The organism is Sphingopyxis granuli, from assembly GCF_001559015.1.
Classification (GTDB): domain Bacteria; phylum Pseudomonadota; class Alphaproteobacteria; order Sphingomonadales; family Sphingomonadaceae; genus Sphingopyxis; species Sphingopyxis granuli.
Genome location: NZ_CP012199.1, coordinates 4,543,785 through 4,562,397, shown reverse-complemented (window position 1 = coordinate 4,562,397; position 18,613 = coordinate 4,543,785). Strand labels below are relative to the sequence as shown.

Genomic DNA, 18,613 nt, shown 5'->3' with positions numbered 1-18,613 from the left:
CGTCATCGGCGCGCGCCGTCGTGGCGCTGGATCTGCCTGGCAAGGCGGTGCACGGCCGCCCCATAAGCGGGGCCGCCGCAAACGGTCCACGCCTCCGGCACGCTGAGCCGCGGAATGCCCCGAAGCGCGGGGTGGTGCAGCATCTCGCTGCCCTGATCGGTGATGGTGTCGCTCGCGCTTTCGACGATCAGGAAATCGGGGTTCGCCGCCACCATCTCCTCGAGGCTCAGCTGCGACAGCGGCGGCTTGCCCAGCTTTGCGGCAAGATTGACCAGCCCGACGCGCCCCATCATCTCGTCGATCAGCGTCCCCGTCCCGGTCATGTAGCCGCGCCGCTGGTAATAGGCGGCGACCCGGCCGCGCCCCGGGCGGGGCACGCCGGCGAGGTCGCGCTCCATCCGCGCGATCAGCGCTTCGCCGCGCGCCGGATCGCCGAGCGCGGTCGCGGTCAGGCGGATCGTCCGGCGGATGACGTCGAAGCTGTCGGCGGTCGGCAGGTCGAGCGTCCGAAAGCTGCCGCGCGGCAGCGCCGCGACCGCCGCGCTGCCGCTCGCGGGCATGCCGACGATCAGGTCGGGCGCCGCGACCAGTATCTGTTCGGCGGCGTTGCGGATCAGCGGCAGCCCGCGCGCCGCCGCGGCGGCCGCGGACATGCCGGGATCGGTCGCGTTGCGCGTCAGCCCGGCGATCCGGTCGCGGTCGGCAAGCGCGAGCAGCAACTGGTCGGCGCACAGGTTGAGCGACACGACGCGCTGCGGCGCGGCCGGCGGCGTCGCCGCTGGTGCCGTACGGCCGCCCTGCTGCGCCCACAGCGCGCCGCCGCCGGCGAGCAGCAGCGCGAGCGCGGGCAGGGCGGCGTATGGCGTCAAGCGCGTTCCTTCCCTCAGAAGCGCAGGCGGACGCCGCCATAGGCGGCCCGGCCCGGCGTCGCGATGCTGAAAATTTCCTCATAGTCGACCCCGAGCAGATTCTCGACGCGCCCGAAGACCGAGATGGCGTCGGTCACCCGGTAATCGGCGCCAAGGTTGACGAGCACATAGTCCTTCATCGCGACCACGACCGGGACATAGCTGGGGTTGATATAGGCGAGGTCGGTCGTGCGGCCGTTGTAGCGCAGCGTCAGCGTCCCCGCAAAGCGCTGGTCGCTGCTCGACACGGTGGCGTTGAAGCTGGCGATATGCTTCGGTCGCCGCACTTCGGGCGCGCCGTTCTCGCGCGCCTTGATCCAGCTGTAGGCGAGGTCGAAGCGAAGCTGCGGCAGCGGCCGCGCGCTGGCGAAGGCCTCGATGCCGTGCTGCTTGCTCGTCGTCGCGCGGTTCGCCGGAGTCGCGGTGAAGTCGGGCGCGGGATAGTTGGTGAAGATCTCGTCCTTCAGCGTCGAATCGAACCAGGTCGCCCCGATCGTCGCCCAGTCGTCGGCGCCGAAGCTCTGCTCGATCCCCGCTTCCCAGCCCTCGGACTTTTCGGGTTTCAGGTCGGGATTGCCGATGTAGCGGCCGTCGATATAGCCGAACAGCTCGAAATAGCCCGGATTCTTGACCCCGGTGCCATAGGCGCCGCGGATGCGCGTGCCGGTCGGAAGGCGATAGCTGCCCTGGACGCGCCAGGTCGTCGCATCGTCGAAGCGGTTGTTGTCGTCGTGGCGCAGCGACGCGCCGAGCGAGAGCGCGCCCGCGGTCAGCTCATATTGGGCGACCAGCCCCAGATTGTCGGTGTGGCGCTTTCCCTGAAAGGCGCCCGGCGTCAGCGTGCGGAACGCCTCGCGCTCGACATCGACCGCACCGGTCAGCCGGTGGGCGATCGCATCGGTCCCGAAGCGGATGCTAGAGGTCAGCGATCCCTTGTAGCGCTGTCCCTTGCTGCCATAGTCCAACCCGAAGGGGGAGCGGCCGTGGCGCGCGGTGTCGGAAAGCTGCCCCGACAGGCTGGTCACCCAGCGCCCGTCGAGCGCGGTCAGTTCGGCCGCCAGCAGGGCATGGAAGGATTCGGTCTCGACATGGACGCCGGGGCTGTCGACGATATAGCCGAAGCGCGGGCTCGTCGTGTCATATTCGCTGTCGTTGTTGTCGGCGTCGCTGAAGCCATAGCGCAGCACGGCGTTCAGCCGGAAGGCGTCGCTCGGCGTCCAACCCAGCTTCGCGCTCGCGCCGACCGTCTGCATCCCGACGTCGCGCACCCCGCCGCGCGCGGTCGGATAGCCGTTCGCGCCGTAATAGGTACCGGTGATCGCATAGTCGAAGCTGTCCGATGCGCCCGCGGCGCGGGCGCTGCCGGCGACGGTGCCGAACGACCCGCCCTCGATCCGGGCGCTCAGGCCCGGCGCCTCGCGCCCCGACAGGGTGATGTAATGGATCACGCCGCCGATCGCGTCGGAGCCATAGAGCGACGATTGCTGGCCGCGCAGCACCTCGATCCGCGCGGCGGGGTCGGCGAGCAGACCGCCGAAATCGAACTGGCCCTGATAGGGGTCGGCGACCTCGATGCCGTCGACCAGGACGAGGACGTGATTGGCTTCGCTGCCGCGGATGCGGATATCGGTCATGCCGCCGAGGCCGCCGGTGCGGCTGACCGCGACGCCGGGCACGTCGCGCAGCACGTCGGAAACGATGCGCGTCTGGCGCTGTTCGAGCGCTTCGCTGTCGATCGCCGTGACCGAGGCGCCGAGCTGGTCCGCCCGGACCCCTTCGCCCGAACGCGAGGCGGTGACGATGATCGCGTCGCCGGGGCGCGGGTCGGCGGCGGCATCGCCGGTCTGGGCCAGCGCCGGCGAGGTCGCCGCCAGCGCCACGATGGAAAGGCCGTATTTCAACATGGGAGTCCCCCACGCGCCGAGAGCGAAGGCGGGGACCTGCCGAGCCGCGTGCGCGATCGACCGGCGCACGGGCGGCGGGCTGGCGCAAGGCGCCCGCATTTCGTGCCCCGAAGCGGCCCCGGCCGCTGGGTCGTCGCTCGACGGAGTTCTCCGTGCCCTGGCCTTTCCCTGGACCGAGGCATTGAGCGACCCACGCCGGCAGGTCTCCTGGCTCGCGGGTCGTCGCTTGATGCACGCCTTCCCAGGTCGCCCCAGTGGCAGACCCGGTCGGGGACCGGGTCGGTGCATCGCGCTCGCCGCTTACAGTTGCAGGGACAGCCCCGGTTTCGAAGGTCCGGCCGGACCCCCTTACCGCGTTCCCTTTTAAGCCCCATCGGGGCACCGGCGCGATCAATGCAAGGTTGCCCTTGCGGCGCCCGCCCATAGCGCCTCGGCGCATTTTGGCAATCGGCTTTTGCGGGGCCTGCGCGCTTGCCCGAACCGTCCGCCGGGACTAGGAGCGCGGCGTGGCCGATCTTTCCGCCTTCCGCCGACCGGGCTGGCTGCTGCTGCCGGTGCTTCTCGCGCTGCTCGCGCGGGTGCTGGTCGCGCCGGGCTGGATGATCGGGCCCGATGCCGGGGGGTCGATCACCGTCCGCGTCTGTTCGGACCCGTCGAACCCCGGCGGGACGATGACCATCCCGGTCCAGACCGCGGGCGATCATCCCGATGGAGAGGGGCAGCAGCATTGCCCGTGGGGCGCGCTCGCGGTGGCGCCGATCGTGCCCGATGCCCCGGCGCTGCCCGCGGCGCCGGTGCGGGTCGACCCCGCGCCGCCGGCGATCCCCTCGCTCGGCTTCGCGCCGGGCATCGCCTCGCCGCTTCCCCCCAGCACCGGCCCGCCCGCCTTCGCCTGATTCAGACCGATCGCCGGCCGCGCTTTCGCGCGCGCCGGCCTTGCCTGATTTTCAGCGAAGGATTTTCCATGACCCGTTCCGTTACCCGTGCGGCGCCCCTGCCGGCGCTCGCCCTCGTCCTTTCCTTTTCCCCGGTGCTGTTTTCCACGGCCGCTCACGCCGAGGAGGCGACGATCATCGTCACCGCGCCGACGCTCGCCGACGCCGCGCAGCAGCGCGCGGCGCAGACCCCCGGCGGCACCGACGTCGTCACGCATCAGGATTATGCCGACAAGACGATCGTGTCGCTGCGCGATACGCTCGCCTTCTCGCCCGGCGTCTACCTCCAGCCGCGCTATGGGCAGGAGGTGCGCTTGGCGATCCGTGGCTCGGGCCTCTCGCGCGGCTTCCACATGCGCGGCGTCACGCTGTTGCAGGACGGGGTGCCGATCAACCTCGCCGACGACAATGGCGATTTTCAGGAGCTGGAGCCGATCTTCTTCGACCATCTCGAAGTCTGGCGCGGCGCCAATGCGCTGCGCTTCGGTTCGGGAACGCTGGGGGGCGCGATCAACGGCGTGACCCCGACCGGGCGCACCGCCCAGGGCGTCTATCTGCGCGGCGATGCCGGCAGCTTCGGCCTGCTTCGCGGCCTGGTTTCGGCGGGCGTCGCCAGCGGGCCGGTCGACGCCTGGGGCGCGGTCAGCGCCGACACGTCGGACGGCGACCGCGACCATGCGCAGCGCCGCAGCCTGCGCTTCCACGGCAATGTCGGGCTGACGCTCGGCGACGGGGTCGCGACGCGCTTCTATGCGAGCATCAACCGCATCCGCCAGCAACTGCCGGGCGCGCTGACCGAGGCGCAGGCGCTGACCGCCCCGCGCGGCGCCAATGCGAGCAGCGTCGCGGGCGACCAGCGGCGCGACATCGATTCGCTGCGCCTGCAGAACCGCACCCGCTTCGACCTCGGCACCGCGACGCTCGAGGTCGGGGGTTTCGTCAACGCGAAATCGCTCTTTCACCCGATCTTTCAGCTGATCGATCAGAAATCGACCGACGTCGGCGGGTTCGCGCGGATCGACTATGCGGCGGGGCCGGTCGAGGTGACGCTGGGGGGCGAGATTCGCCGTGGCAGCACCCACGCGCGGCAGTTCGTCAACGTCGCCGGCCGGCGCGGCGCGCTGACCCTCGACGCCGATCAGGAGGCGCGGACCGCGAGCCTCTATGGCGAACTGCGCGTGCGGCCGGTGCCGCCAGTGACGCTGATCGCGGGGGGCGTCTATGCCGATGGCATGCGCAAGCGGCGCGTCGGCTTTTCGGCGACCCCGGCCGGCGACGGGCGCGTCGCGTTCGACGCCTTTTCGCCCAAGTTCGGCGTGCTGGTCGAACCGGCGGAGCATGTCCAGATCTTCGCCAACTACAGCCGCTCGGCCGAATTTCCCGGTTTCGGGGAGGTGTTCCAGTCGATCGGCATGCCGCCCGCCAGCGCGCTGATCGCCGACATCCGGCCGCAGCGCGCCTGGACGGCGGAGATCGGCACGCGCGGAACGATGGGTCCGGTGCGTTGGGACGTCGCCTGGTATCGCGCGGCGATCACCGGCGAGATGCTGCAATATACGGTGAACAGCAGCATCCCCGCCGCGACCTTCAACGCCGACCGGACGCTGCATCGGGGGGTGGAGGCCGGGCTGGAGCTGACCCTCGCACCCTGGCTGCGGCTGCGCCAGACCTATGCCTACAGCGACTTCCGCTTCCGGGGCGACGCGCAGTTCGGCGACAATCGCCTGCCGGTGGTGCCGAGGCATGTCTATCGGGCGGAGGTCCGCATCGGCGGCGAGGCGCTGCACGTCGCGCCGACGCTCGAATGGGTGCCGCAGGGACCGTGGGCCGATTATGCCAACCGGGTGCGCACGCCGGGCTATGCGCTGGTCGGCCTGACCGGCGGCGCGCGCATTGCCGACGGGATCGACGCCTTCGTCGACGTCCGCAACATCGCCGGCAAGAAGGCGATCGGCGACGTCAGCGCGGTGATCGCCGCCGACGCCGCATCGGCGATCTATTACCCGGTCGAGCGCCGCGCCGTTTCCGCGGGCTTGCGCGCCCGCTTCTGACGCCGTGCTCCCGCACGCTCCGCCCGGCCGGGGGAGGGGCGTGCGGGAGCGACGGAACCTTGACGCGGGTCCGCGACTCTATGGAAAGGGGCGAAGCGGAAAGGAGAGCAGGCGATGACGAAGCGGTTCAGGATCGGCGACCATGTTCGCTGGAATTCGGAGGCGGGCCATGTCTCGGGAAAGATCATCAAGGTGCACACCGCCGACTTCGACTACAAGGGCCACACCCACCGCGCGTCGAAGGACGATCCGCAATATGAGATCAAGAGCGACAAGACCGACCATGTCGCGGCGCACAAGGGCGGCGCGCTCGAACGCATAGATGGCTGAGGCCGTCCCCTTCTTCACCATCGGTCATTCCAGCCGCTCGTTCGACGAATTCGCCGGGCTGCTCGCGGACGCCGGCGTCCGTCACCTCGTCGATATCCGGCGGATGCCGCGATCGCGGTCGAACCCGCAGTTCAACGAGGACGTCCTGCCCGATGCGCTCGCGGCGCGCGGCCTGTCGTGGGAGCGCATCGCGGCGCTCGGCGGCCTGCGCAAACGCGAGCGCGAGGTGCCGCGCGCGCTCAACGGCTTCTGGACCAACGCCAGCTTCCACAATTATGCCGACTATGCGCTCGGCGCCGCGTTTCGAGAGGGATTGGCGCATCTGATCGACGTCGGCCGCGAGCGCCGCTGCGCGATCATGTGCTCGGAAGCCGTCTGGTGGCGCTGCCACCGCCGCATCGTCGCCGACTATCTGATCGTGTCGGGCGCCGCCGTCGCGCACATCATGGAGCGCGGCCCGGAGCCCGCGCGGCTGACGCACGGGGCGATCCCGCGGTCCGACGGTTCGATCGTCTATCCCGCCCCCGCGCCGGAAAAAGGCGTATAGCGCGGGCGGCGCAGGCGCGCGACTCGGCGATCGGCAAAGGGGAGGGAAGGCGGCAATGGACGGGGTGAAGGCGGACGAGCCGTTCGAAAGCCTCGTCGAGGCCGTTCGCGCCTGCCGCATCTGCCGCGACGCGCCGCGCTACGGGCCGCCGCTGGGCCACGAGCCGCGCCCGATCCTGCAATTGTCGGAAAGCGCGCGAATCTGCATCGCGAGCCAGGCCCCGGGCATAAGAGCGCACACCAGCGGGCGTCCGTTCGACGACCCGTCGGGGGTGCGCCTGCGCGAATGGATGGGGATCGACGAGGCGCAATTCTATGACGCCTCGCGCGTCGCGATCCTGCCGATGGGCTTCTGCTTTCCCGGCGTCGGCGCCGGAGGCGACCTGCCGCCGCGGCGCGAGTGCCGCGAGATCTGGCAGCACCGGCTGTTCGCGCGGCTGCCCGACCTGAAGCTGCTGCTCGTCATCGGCGGCCATGCGCTGCGCTGGCATCTGGGTGCCGAATGGGCCCGGCGCGGCGTCACCGAAACCGTGCGCGCCTGGCGCGAGATCGGCGCCGCCGGCGCATCGCCGCGCATCGTCCCGCTGCCGCACCCGTCGTGGCACAACAATCGCTGGCTCAAGACCCACGGTTGGTTCGAGCAGGACCTGCTGCCCGAGCTGCGGCGCGAGGTGCACGCCCTGCTGGCCTGATCGGGCGCGGAGCCCTTCCCGGCCGGCGGGCCGGGAAGGGACGATGGTCAGAAGCCGAAGGCGATCCCGACCCGGCCGCCGGTGGTGCCCTTCACCGTCGATCCGGCAAAGCCGCCGCTGACGTAGACGCGCGGAGTCAGGCGCACGACGGCGGCGCCCGAGAAACCCTGTTCGCCCTGATAGGTGGCGAGGTTGAACGAGACCGAGACATTGCTGTCGGGGACGATCATCGTGCCGCCCATGGCCATCGCGGTGACGATACCGCCCGTCGCTTCGCGGAAGCGGCGGTCGTTGCCGATGCTCAGCGCGTCGATCCGGCCGTTCAGTGCGCTGATATTGCCGTCGAGAGCCCCGATCGCCGAACCGACGTCGTGATAGGCGGTGCCGCCGACCGAATAGCTCGGCGCGCTGACCGCGCCCGTCGCGGCATTGTAGGCCGCGCCGCCGCCGAGCGCGGAGGCGAGGCCGGCCCCGGCGGTGTCGCCGCGTAGCACGGCGATGTTTGCGGTCGCTTGCGCGGCGCTGGCGCTGGACTGGGCGGTCGCCGCGCCGGCGAGCGCCGTGTCGGCGGTGCCCTGCGCCGTCGCGGCGTTGGCGAGTGCCGAGTTCGCTGTCCCTTGCGCCGCGGCCGCTTCGCTGCGGGCGATATCAGCGGTCGTCTGCGCAGCCGCCGCACTGGCGACGGCGGCGTCGGCGGTCGCCTGCGCCGCGACCGCGCTGCCTGCACCCGCCGTCGCGGCGGCAAGCGCGGCGTTGGCCGTGGTCTGCGCGGCGGTCGCCTTCGCGTCCACGACGTCGAGCTGCGCCTTGTTCACGGCGTCGGTCGCCTGCGTCCCGGCGGCGACGTTGACGAGCTGGCGTTGCAGGGCCGCCGAACCGATGGAGACGCTGTTCGCGCGATCGGCGATCGATCCGGTGCCGAGTGCGACACTGCCCGCGGCCGTGGCCTCCGCGCCATAGCCGACCGCCGTGGCGCTGATGACCGTTGCCTTGGCCAGTGTACCCAGCGCCGTCGTGTAAAAGGTCGTCGCCTCGCTCATTCTCCCGACGGCTGTCGCATCGTCGCCCGCCGCCTTGCTGTTGGCGCCTACCGCCGTGCTGGCCGAGCCGGAGGCTTCGCTCAGATAGCCGAATGCAGAGGCGCCGGCCTTGCTGGCGATGGAACTGCCTCCTGCCGCGACCGCGTAACCCGCGGCGTTGGCGGCGTCTCCGAGGGCGACCGAGTCGATCCCCGTGGCCCCGGCAGTGCGGCCGATCGCGATCGCGCTGATCCCCGTGGCGCTCGCACCTGCCCCCACCGAATTGATCGCGACATAGGGATTGACGGCGCCCGCCGCCACGGCGTCGAGCTGCGCCTTGTTCACCGCGTCGGTCGCCTGCATGCCCGCGGCGACATTGGTGAGCTGGCGCTGGTAAGTCGCCGTGCCGAACGAGACGCTGTTCGTGCGGTCCGCGATCGACCCCGCACCGATCGCCACGCTGCGCTCGGCGGATGCCTGCGCATTCTGGCCTAGCGCCGTGGCGCCTTCCGCCGACGCCTTGGCGAGCATTCCGAACGCGCTCGCATATTCGGCCGTGGCCTCGCTGAACGCGCCTGCCGCCGTAGTGTAATCGGCGGTCGCCTTGCTGGTGTTGCCGAGCGCGGAGCTGTTGAAGCCGAAGGCCTGGGTCGATACGCCGAGTGCGGTGGCGCCGCTGCTGGTGGCGCCGGAGTTCTGCCCCACTGCGGTGGTGAAGGCGGCGGTTGCGTTGGAACTCTTGCCGATCGCAGTGGCGTTGGTCGAATCAGCGTTCGCCAATTGGCCGACGGCGGTGCTGTTGTCCCCGGTCGCGCGACTCGATTGGCCCAGCGCGGTGCTGCTTGCGGACGTGGCGCGGGCGTTGCGACCGACCGCCGTGCTGCGCTCGCCGCTTGCTTCGGTCGCCTGACCCAGCGCGGTGCTTTCTTCGCCGGTTGCCGAGCTGTTGCTGCCCACGGCGGTGCTGACGAGGCCGCTCGCGACGCTGACTTCGCCGCATTCGGTGCTGCCGCTCACGTCATCGGCGTTGCCGGATATGCCGTCAGGGCCCGCATTGACATTGCATTCGGGGGTGACGTCGGCGCGCGCCGGGGCGGCCGTCAGCATCGCGATGACGATGGCCGGAGCGGCTGCGGCGATCAGCAGGTTCAATTTACGCATATTCTCTTCCCTCCTATCGGGCGAAGGCCATCGGCCCCCACGGTGGATGTCTCGACCCGGCGGGCGGACGCCTGCCCCGGCGCCTCTTCCCGTTCGCGCGCGGCGCGCTTGCCTTGCCGCGCTTGCCTTGCATCCGCCGACCTGCGAAGAACGGCGGACGCCTGACAGAGAGCGAGACGGGAAATTTCCGAGGAAGCGGACACGCCGGCCGAAAAAAATGGGGCGGAGGGCCCGGACGCGCTGATCGCGGGGCTTTACGGCGAATTGCGCGCCATCGCGCGGCGCGAGCATTATCGCGCCGGACAGCCGCAGACGCTCCAGACCACGGCGCTGATCAACGAAGCCTATGTGAAGCTGCGCAAAGCCGACGGCTGGGACAGCCGGTCGCATTTCCTAGCCTGCGCGGCGACCGCGATGCGGCACATATTGATCGACGCGGCGCGCGCGCGGCTCGCCTCGAAACGGAATGCGCCGACCTACAGCTTCACCCAGAGCCTCGACTCGCTCGCCGCCGCGGTTCCGGAGGACGAACAGGTCGTCCGGCTCGGCGAGGCGCTCGAAGAACTGAAACGGCTCGACGCCAACCTCGCGCAGGTCGTCGACTGTCGCTTCTTCGCGGGGATGGACGAGAAGGAGACCGCGCTGATCCTCGGCGTCTCCGACCGCACGATCCGTCGCTGGTGGGTGCAGGCGCGCGCGTGGATCCACCACGAGATGGCGGCGGCCTGATCCCTGCCCTGAGCGAAAGGACCTGGCGCGCCGATGATCGTCGTTCAGCGGCTCAGTCGACCTTGCCGTCGATCGGCCCTTCCTGGAAGTGCGGCGTCCCTTCGACGGGACGCGTGTCGCCCTGCTTCGTTCGCCAGACCTTCAGCTTCTGGCGAAGCGACCGCAGGACTGTTTTGTAGCGCGAATCCGCCGCCAGATTGTTGCGTTCGGCGGGGTCGGCCTCGAGGTCATAGAGTTCCTCCGCCGGCCGCCGGTAATAGCTTTTGACGATCTGCTGAGCGGCGGGATCGGTCGAACGACGCCACGACGGGAAATAGCGTCCCGAATCGTCGATGTTTCGCACATATTGGTCGATATGCGTCGTACAGACATATTCGGGGTGCAGATTGGAGATATACTTCCACTTCGGCGTGCGCACGCTACGCATGGGATAAGCTCGTCCCCAGCCGTGCCCGCAGCGCGGGGAAGGATTTGAGGTAGGAGGCGCCCGCTGCGCCCTCGGCCTCGAACAGCGCTGCGGCGCGGTCGGTTTCCTGCCGCGCCTCGGCGAGCCTGCCTTGCCTGAGCAGCGTAACCGCCTTCGCGCGGGCGAAGATCGCCTGCGGCAGGCCGGGTTTGGGCAAGGCGTCGATCAACGGCTGCGTCTCGGCGATCGTGCGGCGCGCGCCCGCGATATCGCCCGATTCGGCCTGCGCCTCGATCAGCCCCGCGGCGATGATCAGCGTCGGCGCCGCACGCGGGCTCAGATATTGCGCCGCCATCGGGCGCGCCTCGGCGAGAACCGCTTTCGCGTCGGCATATTTGCCGAGCGCCAGCCTGGCGCGGCCGAGCTGGAGCAGATCGACCGCGAGCCCCGCCGAACGCCCGAAGGTCGCGCGCCGCTGCGCCGCCACCCGCGTGACGATCCGCTCGGCGGCGGCCGGCTGGTCGAGCTTGAGCAGGCGCACGGCCTTCAACTGGGCGATCGTCAGTCCCTGCATGCTCGCTTCCTGCCCGGTGCGGCGGATCACCGCCTCGGCGCGGTCGAAGATCGCGGGCATCGCGTCGAGCTGGTTCGCCTCGGCCATATAGACCAGCAGGTTGTTGTAGGTGGTCAGCAGGTCGCGGTGGTTCTCGGCATAGACGATGTCGGCATCGGGCAGCGTCCGGATCAGCAGCGCGATCGCATCCTCCAGCCGCCCGGTGCGCCGCCACAACTGCGCGCGCGCGAGGGCGATCTCGACCAGTTCGCGGCGGAAATGCGCGGGGTCGGCGCGAAACACGGGCTCGGCGGCGTCGATGTTGGGGCCGATCTCCTCGGTCCGGCCGAGGCCCCCCGCGGCGGCGGCGGCGCGCATGCGAAGCTGCGCGGTCGCCACCGGGTCGCCGCGTCCGACGCCGCGCGCCAGCGCCTTCTGGATCAGCGCGTCGGCACCCGCCGTATCCTCCAGATTCACATAGAGGTCGAACAATGTGACGATCAGGTCGGCCGATTTGGAACTGGTGTCGAGCGAGGCGGCGAGGCGGGTCGCGGTCTGGTCGAGCATCTGCTTGACGGTGACATTCTCGCTGTTCGCATCCTCGGCGGTGTCGCGCACCATCACCGTCAGCATCCGGTTGATCGCCTCCGACCGCCGCGCCTCGGCGACCGCGAGGTCGCGCTCGACCGCGGTCTCGCGCGCCTGCCATGCGATGCCGCCCGCGCCGACGAGCAGCGCCGCGAGCACCGCGGCGGTCGCCGCGACCCCCCAGCGATAGCGGCGCAGGAAGCGGCCGAGCATGTAGCGCGTCGATCCGTCGCGCGCATGGACGGGCAGATATTGCTGGTGGCGTGCGATGTCCTCGGCCAGCGCGCTGACGCTGCGATAGCGCTGCGCCGGGTCGCGCCGCATCGCCTTCAGGACGATCGCGTCGAGGTCGCCCGCGATCCGCCGCGCCGGCACCGGCGCCTCGCCACGTGCCGCGGCGCGGCTCGGCAGTTCGGGGTCCTCATAGAGGACGCGGCGGATCATCATCGGCACCGACGCCTTGCCGCCGCGCCAGGGGCTCCGCCCGCTGACCAGTTCGTAGAGGAGGACGCCGAGCGCGTAGACGTCGGTCGCGACCGTCGCTTCCTCGCCGCCCAGCTGTTCGGGCGCGGCATAGTCGGGGGTGAGCATCGCCTGCGTCGTCGCGGGCAGCGCCGCGCTGTCGTCGAGCAGCTTGCCGATCCCGAAGTCGAGCAGGCGCGGCTTGCCGCCCGCGTCGATCAGGATGTTCGACGGCTTGATGTCGCGGTGGACGACAAGGTTGCCGTGCGCATAGGCGAGCGCGTCGCAGACGGTGCGGAACAGGTCGAGCCGCGTGTCGAGGTCGGCGCCATGTGCGGTGCACCAGGCGTCGATCGGCTGGCCGTCGACATAATCCATCGCGATATAGGGCCGCCCGTCGGGAGCAACCCCGGCGTCGATCAGCCGCGCGATCCCCGGATGATCGAGCCGCGCGAGCAGCCGCCGCTCGCGCGCGAAGCTCTCGGCACGCTCGGCGGCGTCGACGCGCAGCAGCTTCAGCGCGACGCGCTGGTCGAAATCGGCCCCCGTGCGATACGCGAGATAGACCTCGCCCAACCCGCCGCGTCCGATCGGCCGTTCGACGGTGAAGCCGCCGATGGCCTGCCCGGGGGCGAGCGAGCCGAAGTTTGCGGGCGCCGACTCGCCCGCCGGCAACGGGGGCGCCAGCGATGGCGGCGCGCCGTCCAATATGCCGTCGCCGCGCGCGGCGAGCAGCAGGCGGTGCGTCGTTTCGACGATCCCCGCGGATTGCGGCGCCTTCGCGAGGCGCTGTGCCTGCATGTCGGGCGGAAGGTCGACCAGTTGCTCGAAGAGGCGCTGGACGGCCTGCCAGTCGTTGCGGTTCAACGCCTCCATCGCCCCTCCTCCGATCGTCCGGTCCCGATCGTCCGGCACAGTTGATCCGAAGATGCGGCGCCGCGCAATCGCTTATTTGACCGTGACGGGGGCCTTGATCCCGCCCGCGCTTGCGGCACAATGGCCGCCGGTCGATACGGACAGGGAAGGGGTTGGCGATGATGGCGAGGGGCAGATATTTCGGCATGGCGGCGGCGCTGTTCGGCGCGTCCTTCCTTTCCCCCGTGCAGGCGGGCGGGGCAGCCCCCGCCGCCTATGATGTCGTGATCCGCGGCGGCACCATCTATGACGGGTCGGGCGGCGCGCCGCTGGTCGGCGACGTCGCGATCCGCGGCGACCGCATCGTCGCGGTCGGCACGGTCGAGGGGCGCGGCGCGCGCGAGGTCCGGGCGGACGGCATGGCGGTCGCGCCGGGCTTCATCAACATGCTCAGCTGGGCGACCGAATCGCTGATCGCCGATCCGCGCAGCCAGAGCGACATCCGGCAGGGCGTGACGCTGGAGGTGATGGGCGAGGGCTGGTCGATGGGCCCGCTCAACGCGACGATGAAGGCGCAGGAGACCGAACGCCAGGGCGACATCCGCTTTCCGATCGAATGGACGACGCTGGGCGATTATTTCGCCTATCTCGAAAAGCGCGGCATCGCGCCCAATGTCGCGAGCTTCGTCGGCGCCGCGACGGTGCGCGTCCACGAACTGGGCGAAGGCGACGTCGATCCGACCCCCGAACAGCTGGACCGGATGCAGGCGCTGGTGCGCCAGGCGATGGACGAGGGCGCGCTGGGCGTCGGCAGTTCGCTGATCTATGCGCCCGGTTCCTATGCCGAGACCGACGAGCTGGTCGCGCTGATGCAGGCGGCGGCCGCTTGCGGCGGCATGTACATCAGCCACATGCGCTCAGAGGGCGACCGGGTCGAGGAAGCGGTCGACGAGCTGATCGAGATCGCGCGCCGGTCGGGCGCGGCGGCCGAAATCTATCACCTCAAGATGGGCGGGCGCGCCAATTGGGACAAGCTGGCCCCCGTCGTCGCGAAGATCGAGGCGGCGCGCGCGGCGGGGCTGCGGATCACCGCCGACATGTACACTTATACCGCCGGGGCGACCGGGCTCGACGCCGCGATGCCGACCTGGGTGCAGGTGGGCGGGCTCGAGGCGTGGATCGAGAGGCTGAGGGACCCGCAGGTCCGTGCGCGCGTCGCCGCGGAGATGCGCGCGCCGGGCGATGACTGGGAGAATCTCTATTTCGGCGCCGGGGCTGACAAGATGATTCTCACCGGCTTCAAGAATCCGGCGCTCAAGCCGCTCACCGGCAAGACGCTCGCCGAGGTCGCGGCGATGCGCGGCACCTCGCCCGAGGATACCGCGATGGACCTGGTGGTCGAGGACGGTTCGCGCGTCGGCACCGTCTATTTCCTGATGTCCGAGGACAATGTCCGCCAGCAGATCCGGCTGCCGTGGATGAGCTTCGGCTCGGACGCCGCGTCGCAATCGACCGAGGGCGTGTTCCTGAAATCGGGCGCGCACCCGCGCACCTACGGCAATTTCGCGCGGCTGCTCGGCCGCTATGTGCGCGACGAGAAGCTGATCCCGCTCGAACAGGCGGTGTATCGCCTGACGACGCTGCCCGCGACCAACCTGGGGCTGAAGGAGCGCGGCGCGCTCAGGCGCGGCTATTATGCCGACGTCGTCGTCTTCGACCCGAAGACCGTCGCCGACCGCGCGACCTTCGAGGCGCCGCACCAATATGCGGTCGGGGTGCGCGACGTGTTCGTGAACGGCGTCGCGGCGCTGCAAGGCGGCGAGCCGACGGGCGCGACGCCCGGCCGCGCGCTGCGCGGCGCCGGCTTCGGGACGTGCCGCTAGGAGCGGGCGGCATCGGGCACCGCCCGGCCGAAAGGGAACCGCACCGCGCCCTCGCGCATTGCCCATGGGTCACGCTCATGGGAGGATGCCATGCCCGCCCGCGCCTATTGGAAGGGGCAGATCCGGCTCGCGCTGGTGTCGATCCCCGTCGAAATCTATCCGGCGACCCGGTCGGGCGCAAGCGTCAGCTTTCGCCAGATCCACGAACCGAGCGGCAAGCCGGTTAAATATGAGAAGGTCGTCCCGGGCATCGGGCCGATCGACAAGGACGATATCGTCAAGGGCTATGAGTTGTCGAAGGGCAGTTACGTCCTGCTCGACGAAGAGGAGATCGAGGCGGTCAAGCTCGAAAGCAAGCGGACGCTGGAGCTCGTCCAGTTCGTCGACGCGGGCGAGATCGACATCCTCTATTATGAAAAGCCCTATTATGTCGTCCCCGCCGACGAACTGGCGGAGGAAGCCTATATCGTCCTGCGCGAGGCGCTGCGCCGCACGCGCAAGGTCGGGCTCGGCCAGCTCGCGCTGCGCGGCGAGGAGCAGCTCGTCGCATTGCGCCCGTGCGGCAAGGGCCTCGTCCTCGAAGTGCTGCGCTACGCCGACGAGGTCAATCGGGCAGCGAATTATTTCCGCGACGTCGGCGCCGCGAAGCCCGACGCCGACCTGCTCGACCTGGCCGAGACGCTGATCGACAGGAAGAGCGGCCGGTTCGACGCGAGCGACTATCACAACCATTATGTCGACGCGCTGAAGCGGCTGATCGCCAAGAAGGCCAAGGCGAAGGGCCGCAAGGTGCTGGAGGATGTCGAGGAGCCCGCCGCCGCGCGCGAGGGATCGAACGTCATCGACCTGATGGCGGCGCTCAAGGCGTCGGTTGACGGGCGCAAGTCGTCGCCGGCGGCAAGGACGAAGGCCCCGGCGCGCAAGGCTTCGACGCGCCGCGCGCCGGCGAAGAAGCGCGCCTGACATGGCGCGGCGCGCCGACCCGCTCGCGCAGTACAAGGCCAAGCGCGACTTCGCCGCCACCCCCGAGCCGGCGGGGCAGGTGGCGAAGGGAAAGGCGGCGAAGGCGGAAGGCGGGCGCTTCATCGTCCAGAAGCACGACGCGACGCGCCTTCATTATGACTTCCGCCTCGAGGCCGACGGTGTGCTCAAGAGCTGGGCGGTGACGAAGGGGCCGAGCGCCGATCCCGCCGACAAGCGGCTCGCGGTGCGCACCGAGGATCATCCGCTTGCCTACGCCGATTTCGAGGGCGCGATCCCCAAGGGTGAATATGGCGGCGGCACGGTGATGCTGTGGGACCGCGGCACCTGGGCGCCGGTCGCGGGCAAGAGCGCGAAGGACATCGATCGCGGCCATCTGCACTTCACGCTCGACGGCGAACGGATGAAGGGCGAATGGCTACTCGTCCGCATGAAGCCGCGCGCGGGCGAAAAGCGCGAGAACTGGCTGCTGCGCAAGATCGACGACGCCCATGCCGGCGGCAGCGACGATCTGGTCGGGCGCCATCTAACGAGCGTCCTCACCGGCCGCACCATGGCCGAGATCGCGGGCGACGTGGGTGGCGCGCAGTCGCTGCGCGGTGCGAAGGGCGCCGCCTTCACGCAGAAGATGAAGGCCGCGGCGAAGCATAATGCGGCGGTCGCGAAGCGCCGCGCCGGCGGGGGCAAGCCGCCCGCCTTTCGCAAGCCCCAGCTCGCGACGCTCGTCGATGCGGTGCCGGGCGGCAACAACTGGTTCCACGAGATCAAATATGACGGCTATCGCGCGCTCGTCGCGGCGGCGGGGAGCGCAGTGCGCATCCATACGCGAAACGGCCTCGACTGGACCGACAAGTTCGCGCCGCTCGCCGCGCAGTTCGCCGCGCTCGACCTGCCGCCGTGCCTGATCGACGGAGAGATCGTCGCCTATGACGGTGCGGGCAATCCCGATTTCTCGTCGCTGCAGGCGGTGATCAAGCGCGGCCATGGCGCGCAGGATGCCGATACGGCGCTGAACTTCTTCGCCTTCGACCTGCTCGAAGAGGATGGCAAGTCGCTGGCGAAGCTGGGCAATCTCGAACGCAAGGAACGGCTCGAAGCGCTGCTGCGCGCCGCCGCGCCGCCGATCGCGGTCGCCGATCATGTCATCGGCGCGGGCGAACGCCTGTATACGGCGATGTGCGGCGCGGGGCAGGAAGGCATCATCTCGAAGCGCGCCGACGCTCCCTATGCCGGCCGCCGGACGCGCAACTGGGTCAAGGTCAAATGCACCCGCCGCCAGGAATTCATCATCGTCGGCTGGAAGCCGTCTTCGGCGAAGGCGCGCCCCTTCGCCTCGCTGCTCCTCGCGCAGCGCGAGGGCGATGCGCTGGTCTACAAGGGCAATGTCGGCACCGGCTTCGACGCTGCGACGATGGCGATGCTGGCGCGCAAGTTCGCGAGCCGTGCGCGCAAGACCCCGCCGCTGGCGGTCGAACGCGCGGCGGCGCGCGACGTCCGCTGGCTGACCCCCGACCTCGTCGCCGAAATCGCCTTCGCCGAATATACCGCCGGCGGATCGGTGCGCCACGCGAGCTTCGTCGGCCTGCGCGAGGACAAGGAGGCGAAGGACGTGACTCCGGAGACGAAGCAGGCGGCGCCCCGCCCGACCGCCGACGTGCGGATCAGCAACCGCGACCGCGTCATCTTTCCCGAATCGAAGGCGACCAAGGGCGACCTTGCCGACTATTATGCCGCGGTCGCGCCGATCATGCTGCCGCACATGGCGCGCCGTCCGGTCAGCCTCGTCCGCTGCCCGCAAGGACGCGCCAAGCAATGCTTTTTCCAGAAGCATGATTCGGGATCGTTCGGTCCGCAGGTCCACCATGTCCCGATCCGCGAGAAGGACGGCGGGGTCGAGGATTATCTCTATGTCGAGGACGCCGGCGGCATCCTCGCCTGCGTCCAGATGGGGACGATCGAATTCCACGGTTGGGGCAGCCATGTCGACACGCTCGAGGCGCCCGACCGGATGGTCTTCGATCTCGACCCCGACGAAGGGCTCGATTTCGGCGACGTCCGCAAGGCGGCGGCCGACCTCCATCGCCAGCTTTCCGACATCGGCCTGATCAGCTTCGCGATGCTGTCGGGCGGCAAGGGGGTGCATGTCGTCGTGCCGCTCGACCCGGGGCCGGACTGGGACGCGCACAAGGATTTCGCGAAGCGCTTCGCCGAAGCGCTCAGCCTCGCCGAGCCCGACCGTTTCACCGCGACGATGAGCAAGGCGAAGCGCAAGGGCAAGATCTTCATCGACTGGCTGCGCAACCAGCGCGGCAGCACCGCGATCATGCCCTGGTCGGCCCGCGCCCGCGAAGGCGCGCCGGTCGCGGCGCCGATCGGCTGGGATGCGCTGGCGGACATCGACAGCCCGCGCCACTGGACGATCGCCGACGCCGATGCGCTGCTCGAACGCGCGGCGAGCGCCGAGCTCAAGGGCTGGGGCTTCGCGCGCCAGACGCTTCCCGATTTGTGAGGGCTAAAGGGTCACACCACAAATATGCGCCGTTTGCCCTGAGCTTGTCGAAGGGCCGTTCTTTCTTTCCGCGCCGCGAGAAGGGCGGTGCTTCGACAAGC

The 18,613-nt window shown here is 69.9% G+C and carries 14 protein-coding genes and 1 riboswitch; of the genes, 9 read left to right on the top strand and 5 right to left on the bottom strand.

The window, feature by feature from the left end; genetic code table 11:
* Nucleotides 1-2 precede the first annotated feature (2 nt).
* Both SGRAN_RS20845 and SGRAN_RS20840 read right to left on the bottom strand, forming a co-directional pair.
* The gene (locus SGRAN_RS20845; RefSeq protein ID WP_404950387.1) at nucleotides 3-869 is read right to left on the bottom strand and encodes an ABC transporter substrate-binding protein; all 867 of its coding nucleotides are present in this window, start codon (nucleotides 867-869) and stop codon (nucleotides 3-5) included.
* 14 nt (nucleotides 870-883) lie between these two features.
* Nucleotides 884-2,812, bottom strand: a complete 1,929-nt coding sequence (locus tag SGRAN_RS20840) for a TonB-dependent receptor plug domain-containing protein (protein ID WP_234002523.1) — start codon at nucleotides 2,810-2,812, stop codon at nucleotides 884-886.
* 180 nt (nucleotides 2,813-2,992) lie between these two features.
* A riboswitch (cobalamin riboswitch) is annotated at nucleotides 2,993-3,212 on the bottom strand.
* Nucleotides 3,213-3,318: 106 nt separating this feature from the next.
* Here SGRAN_RS20840 and SGRAN_RS20835 point away from each other — a divergent pair.
* From SGRAN_RS20835 to SGRAN_RS20815, 5 genes are all read left to right on the top strand, one after another.
* The gene (locus SGRAN_RS20835; protein WP_067186582.1) at nucleotides 3,319-3,708 is read left to right on the top strand and encodes a DUF2946 family protein; all 390 of its coding nucleotides are present in this window, start codon (nucleotides 3,319-3,321) and stop codon (nucleotides 3,706-3,708) included.
* A 68-nt stretch (nucleotides 3,709-3,776) separates the two neighbouring features.
* Entirely contained in the window at nucleotides 3,777-5,798 is a 2,022-nt protein-coding gene (locus tag SGRAN_RS20830; RefSeq protein ID WP_067186580.1) for a TonB-dependent receptor family protein, read from the top strand.
* Between the two features lie 114 nt (nucleotides 5,799-5,912).
* Nucleotides 5,913-6,128, top strand: coding sequence for a hypervirulence associated TUDOR domain-containing protein (locus SGRAN_RS20825; protein ID WP_067110379.1), 216 nt, complete (start codon nucleotides 5,913-5,915; stop codon nucleotides 6,126-6,128).
* The gene (locus SGRAN_RS20820) at nucleotides 6,121-6,675 is read left to right on the top strand and encodes a DUF488 domain-containing protein (RefSeq protein ID WP_067186578.1); all 555 of its coding nucleotides are present in this window, start codon (nucleotides 6,121-6,123) and stop codon (nucleotides 6,673-6,675) included. The genes SGRAN_RS20825 and SGRAN_RS20820 overlap by 8 nt, the downstream gene beginning before the upstream one ends.
* A gap of 55 nt (nucleotides 6,676-6,730) precedes the next feature.
* Nucleotides 6,731-7,366, top strand: coding sequence for a uracil-DNA glycosylase family protein (locus SGRAN_RS20815; protein ID WP_067186576.1), 636 nt, complete (start codon nucleotides 6,731-6,733; stop codon nucleotides 7,364-7,366).
* 47 nt (nucleotides 7,367-7,413) lie between these two features.
* Here the strand turns inward: SGRAN_RS20815 and SGRAN_RS20810 are convergent, their stop codons facing one another.
* Entirely contained in the window at nucleotides 7,414-9,546 is a 2,133-nt protein-coding gene (locus SGRAN_RS20810) for a YadA family autotransporter adhesin (protein ID WP_067186574.1), read from the bottom strand.
* A gap of 183 nt (nucleotides 9,547-9,729) precedes the next feature.
* Between SGRAN_RS20810 and SGRAN_RS20805 the strand changes: the two genes are divergently transcribed.
* Nucleotides 9,730-10,275 (top strand): ECF-type sigma factor, encoded by a 546-nt coding sequence (locus SGRAN_RS20805; RefSeq protein ID WP_067186572.1) that lies wholly within the window; start codon nucleotides 9,730-9,732, stop codon nucleotides 10,273-10,275.
* Between the two features lie 52 nt (nucleotides 10,276-10,327).
* Here the strand turns inward: SGRAN_RS20805 and SGRAN_RS20800 are convergent, their stop codons facing one another.
* Both SGRAN_RS20800 and SGRAN_RS20795 read right to left on the bottom strand, forming a co-directional pair.
* On the bottom strand, nucleotides 10,328-10,702 hold the full coding sequence (locus SGRAN_RS20800; RefSeq protein WP_067186571.1) for a sulfatase/phosphatase domain-containing protein: 375 nt from the start codon (nucleotides 10,700-10,702) through the stop codon (nucleotides 10,328-10,330).
* A complete protein-coding gene (locus SGRAN_RS20795) occupies nucleotides 10,695-13,160 on the bottom strand; it encodes a serine/threonine-protein kinase (RefSeq protein ID WP_067186570.1) in 2,466 nt (821 codons plus the stop codon). Before SGRAN_RS20795 ends, SGRAN_RS20800 begins: the two co-directional genes overlap by 8 nt.
* A gap of 161 nt (nucleotides 13,161-13,321) precedes the next feature.
* Between SGRAN_RS20795 and SGRAN_RS20790 the strand changes: the two genes are divergently transcribed.
* The 3 genes from SGRAN_RS20790 to ligD all read left to right on the top strand — a co-directional run bounded on the left by SGRAN_RS20790 (nucleotide 13,322) and on the right by ligD (nucleotide 18,512).
* Nucleotides 13,322-15,022 carry an N-acyl-D-amino-acid deacylase family protein gene (locus tag SGRAN_RS20790; RefSeq protein ID WP_237233593.1) on the top strand — a complete coding sequence of 567 codons (1,701 nt, stop codon included), beginning with the start codon at nucleotides 13,322-13,324 and terminating at the stop codon, nucleotides 15,020-15,022.
* Nucleotides 15,023-15,112: 90 nt separating this feature from the next.
* Nucleotides 15,113-15,985 (top strand): non-homologous end joining protein Ku, encoded by an 873-nt coding sequence (gene ku, locus SGRAN_RS20785; protein WP_067186569.1) that lies wholly within the window; start codon nucleotides 15,113-15,115, stop codon nucleotides 15,983-15,985.
* Nucleotide 15,986: 1 nt separating this feature from the next.
* Nucleotides 15,987-18,512, top strand: a complete 2,526-nt coding sequence (gene ligD, locus SGRAN_RS20780; RefSeq protein WP_067186568.1) for a DNA ligase D — start codon at nucleotides 15,987-15,989, stop codon at nucleotides 18,510-18,512.
* Nucleotides 18,513-18,613 lie beyond the last annotated feature (101 nt).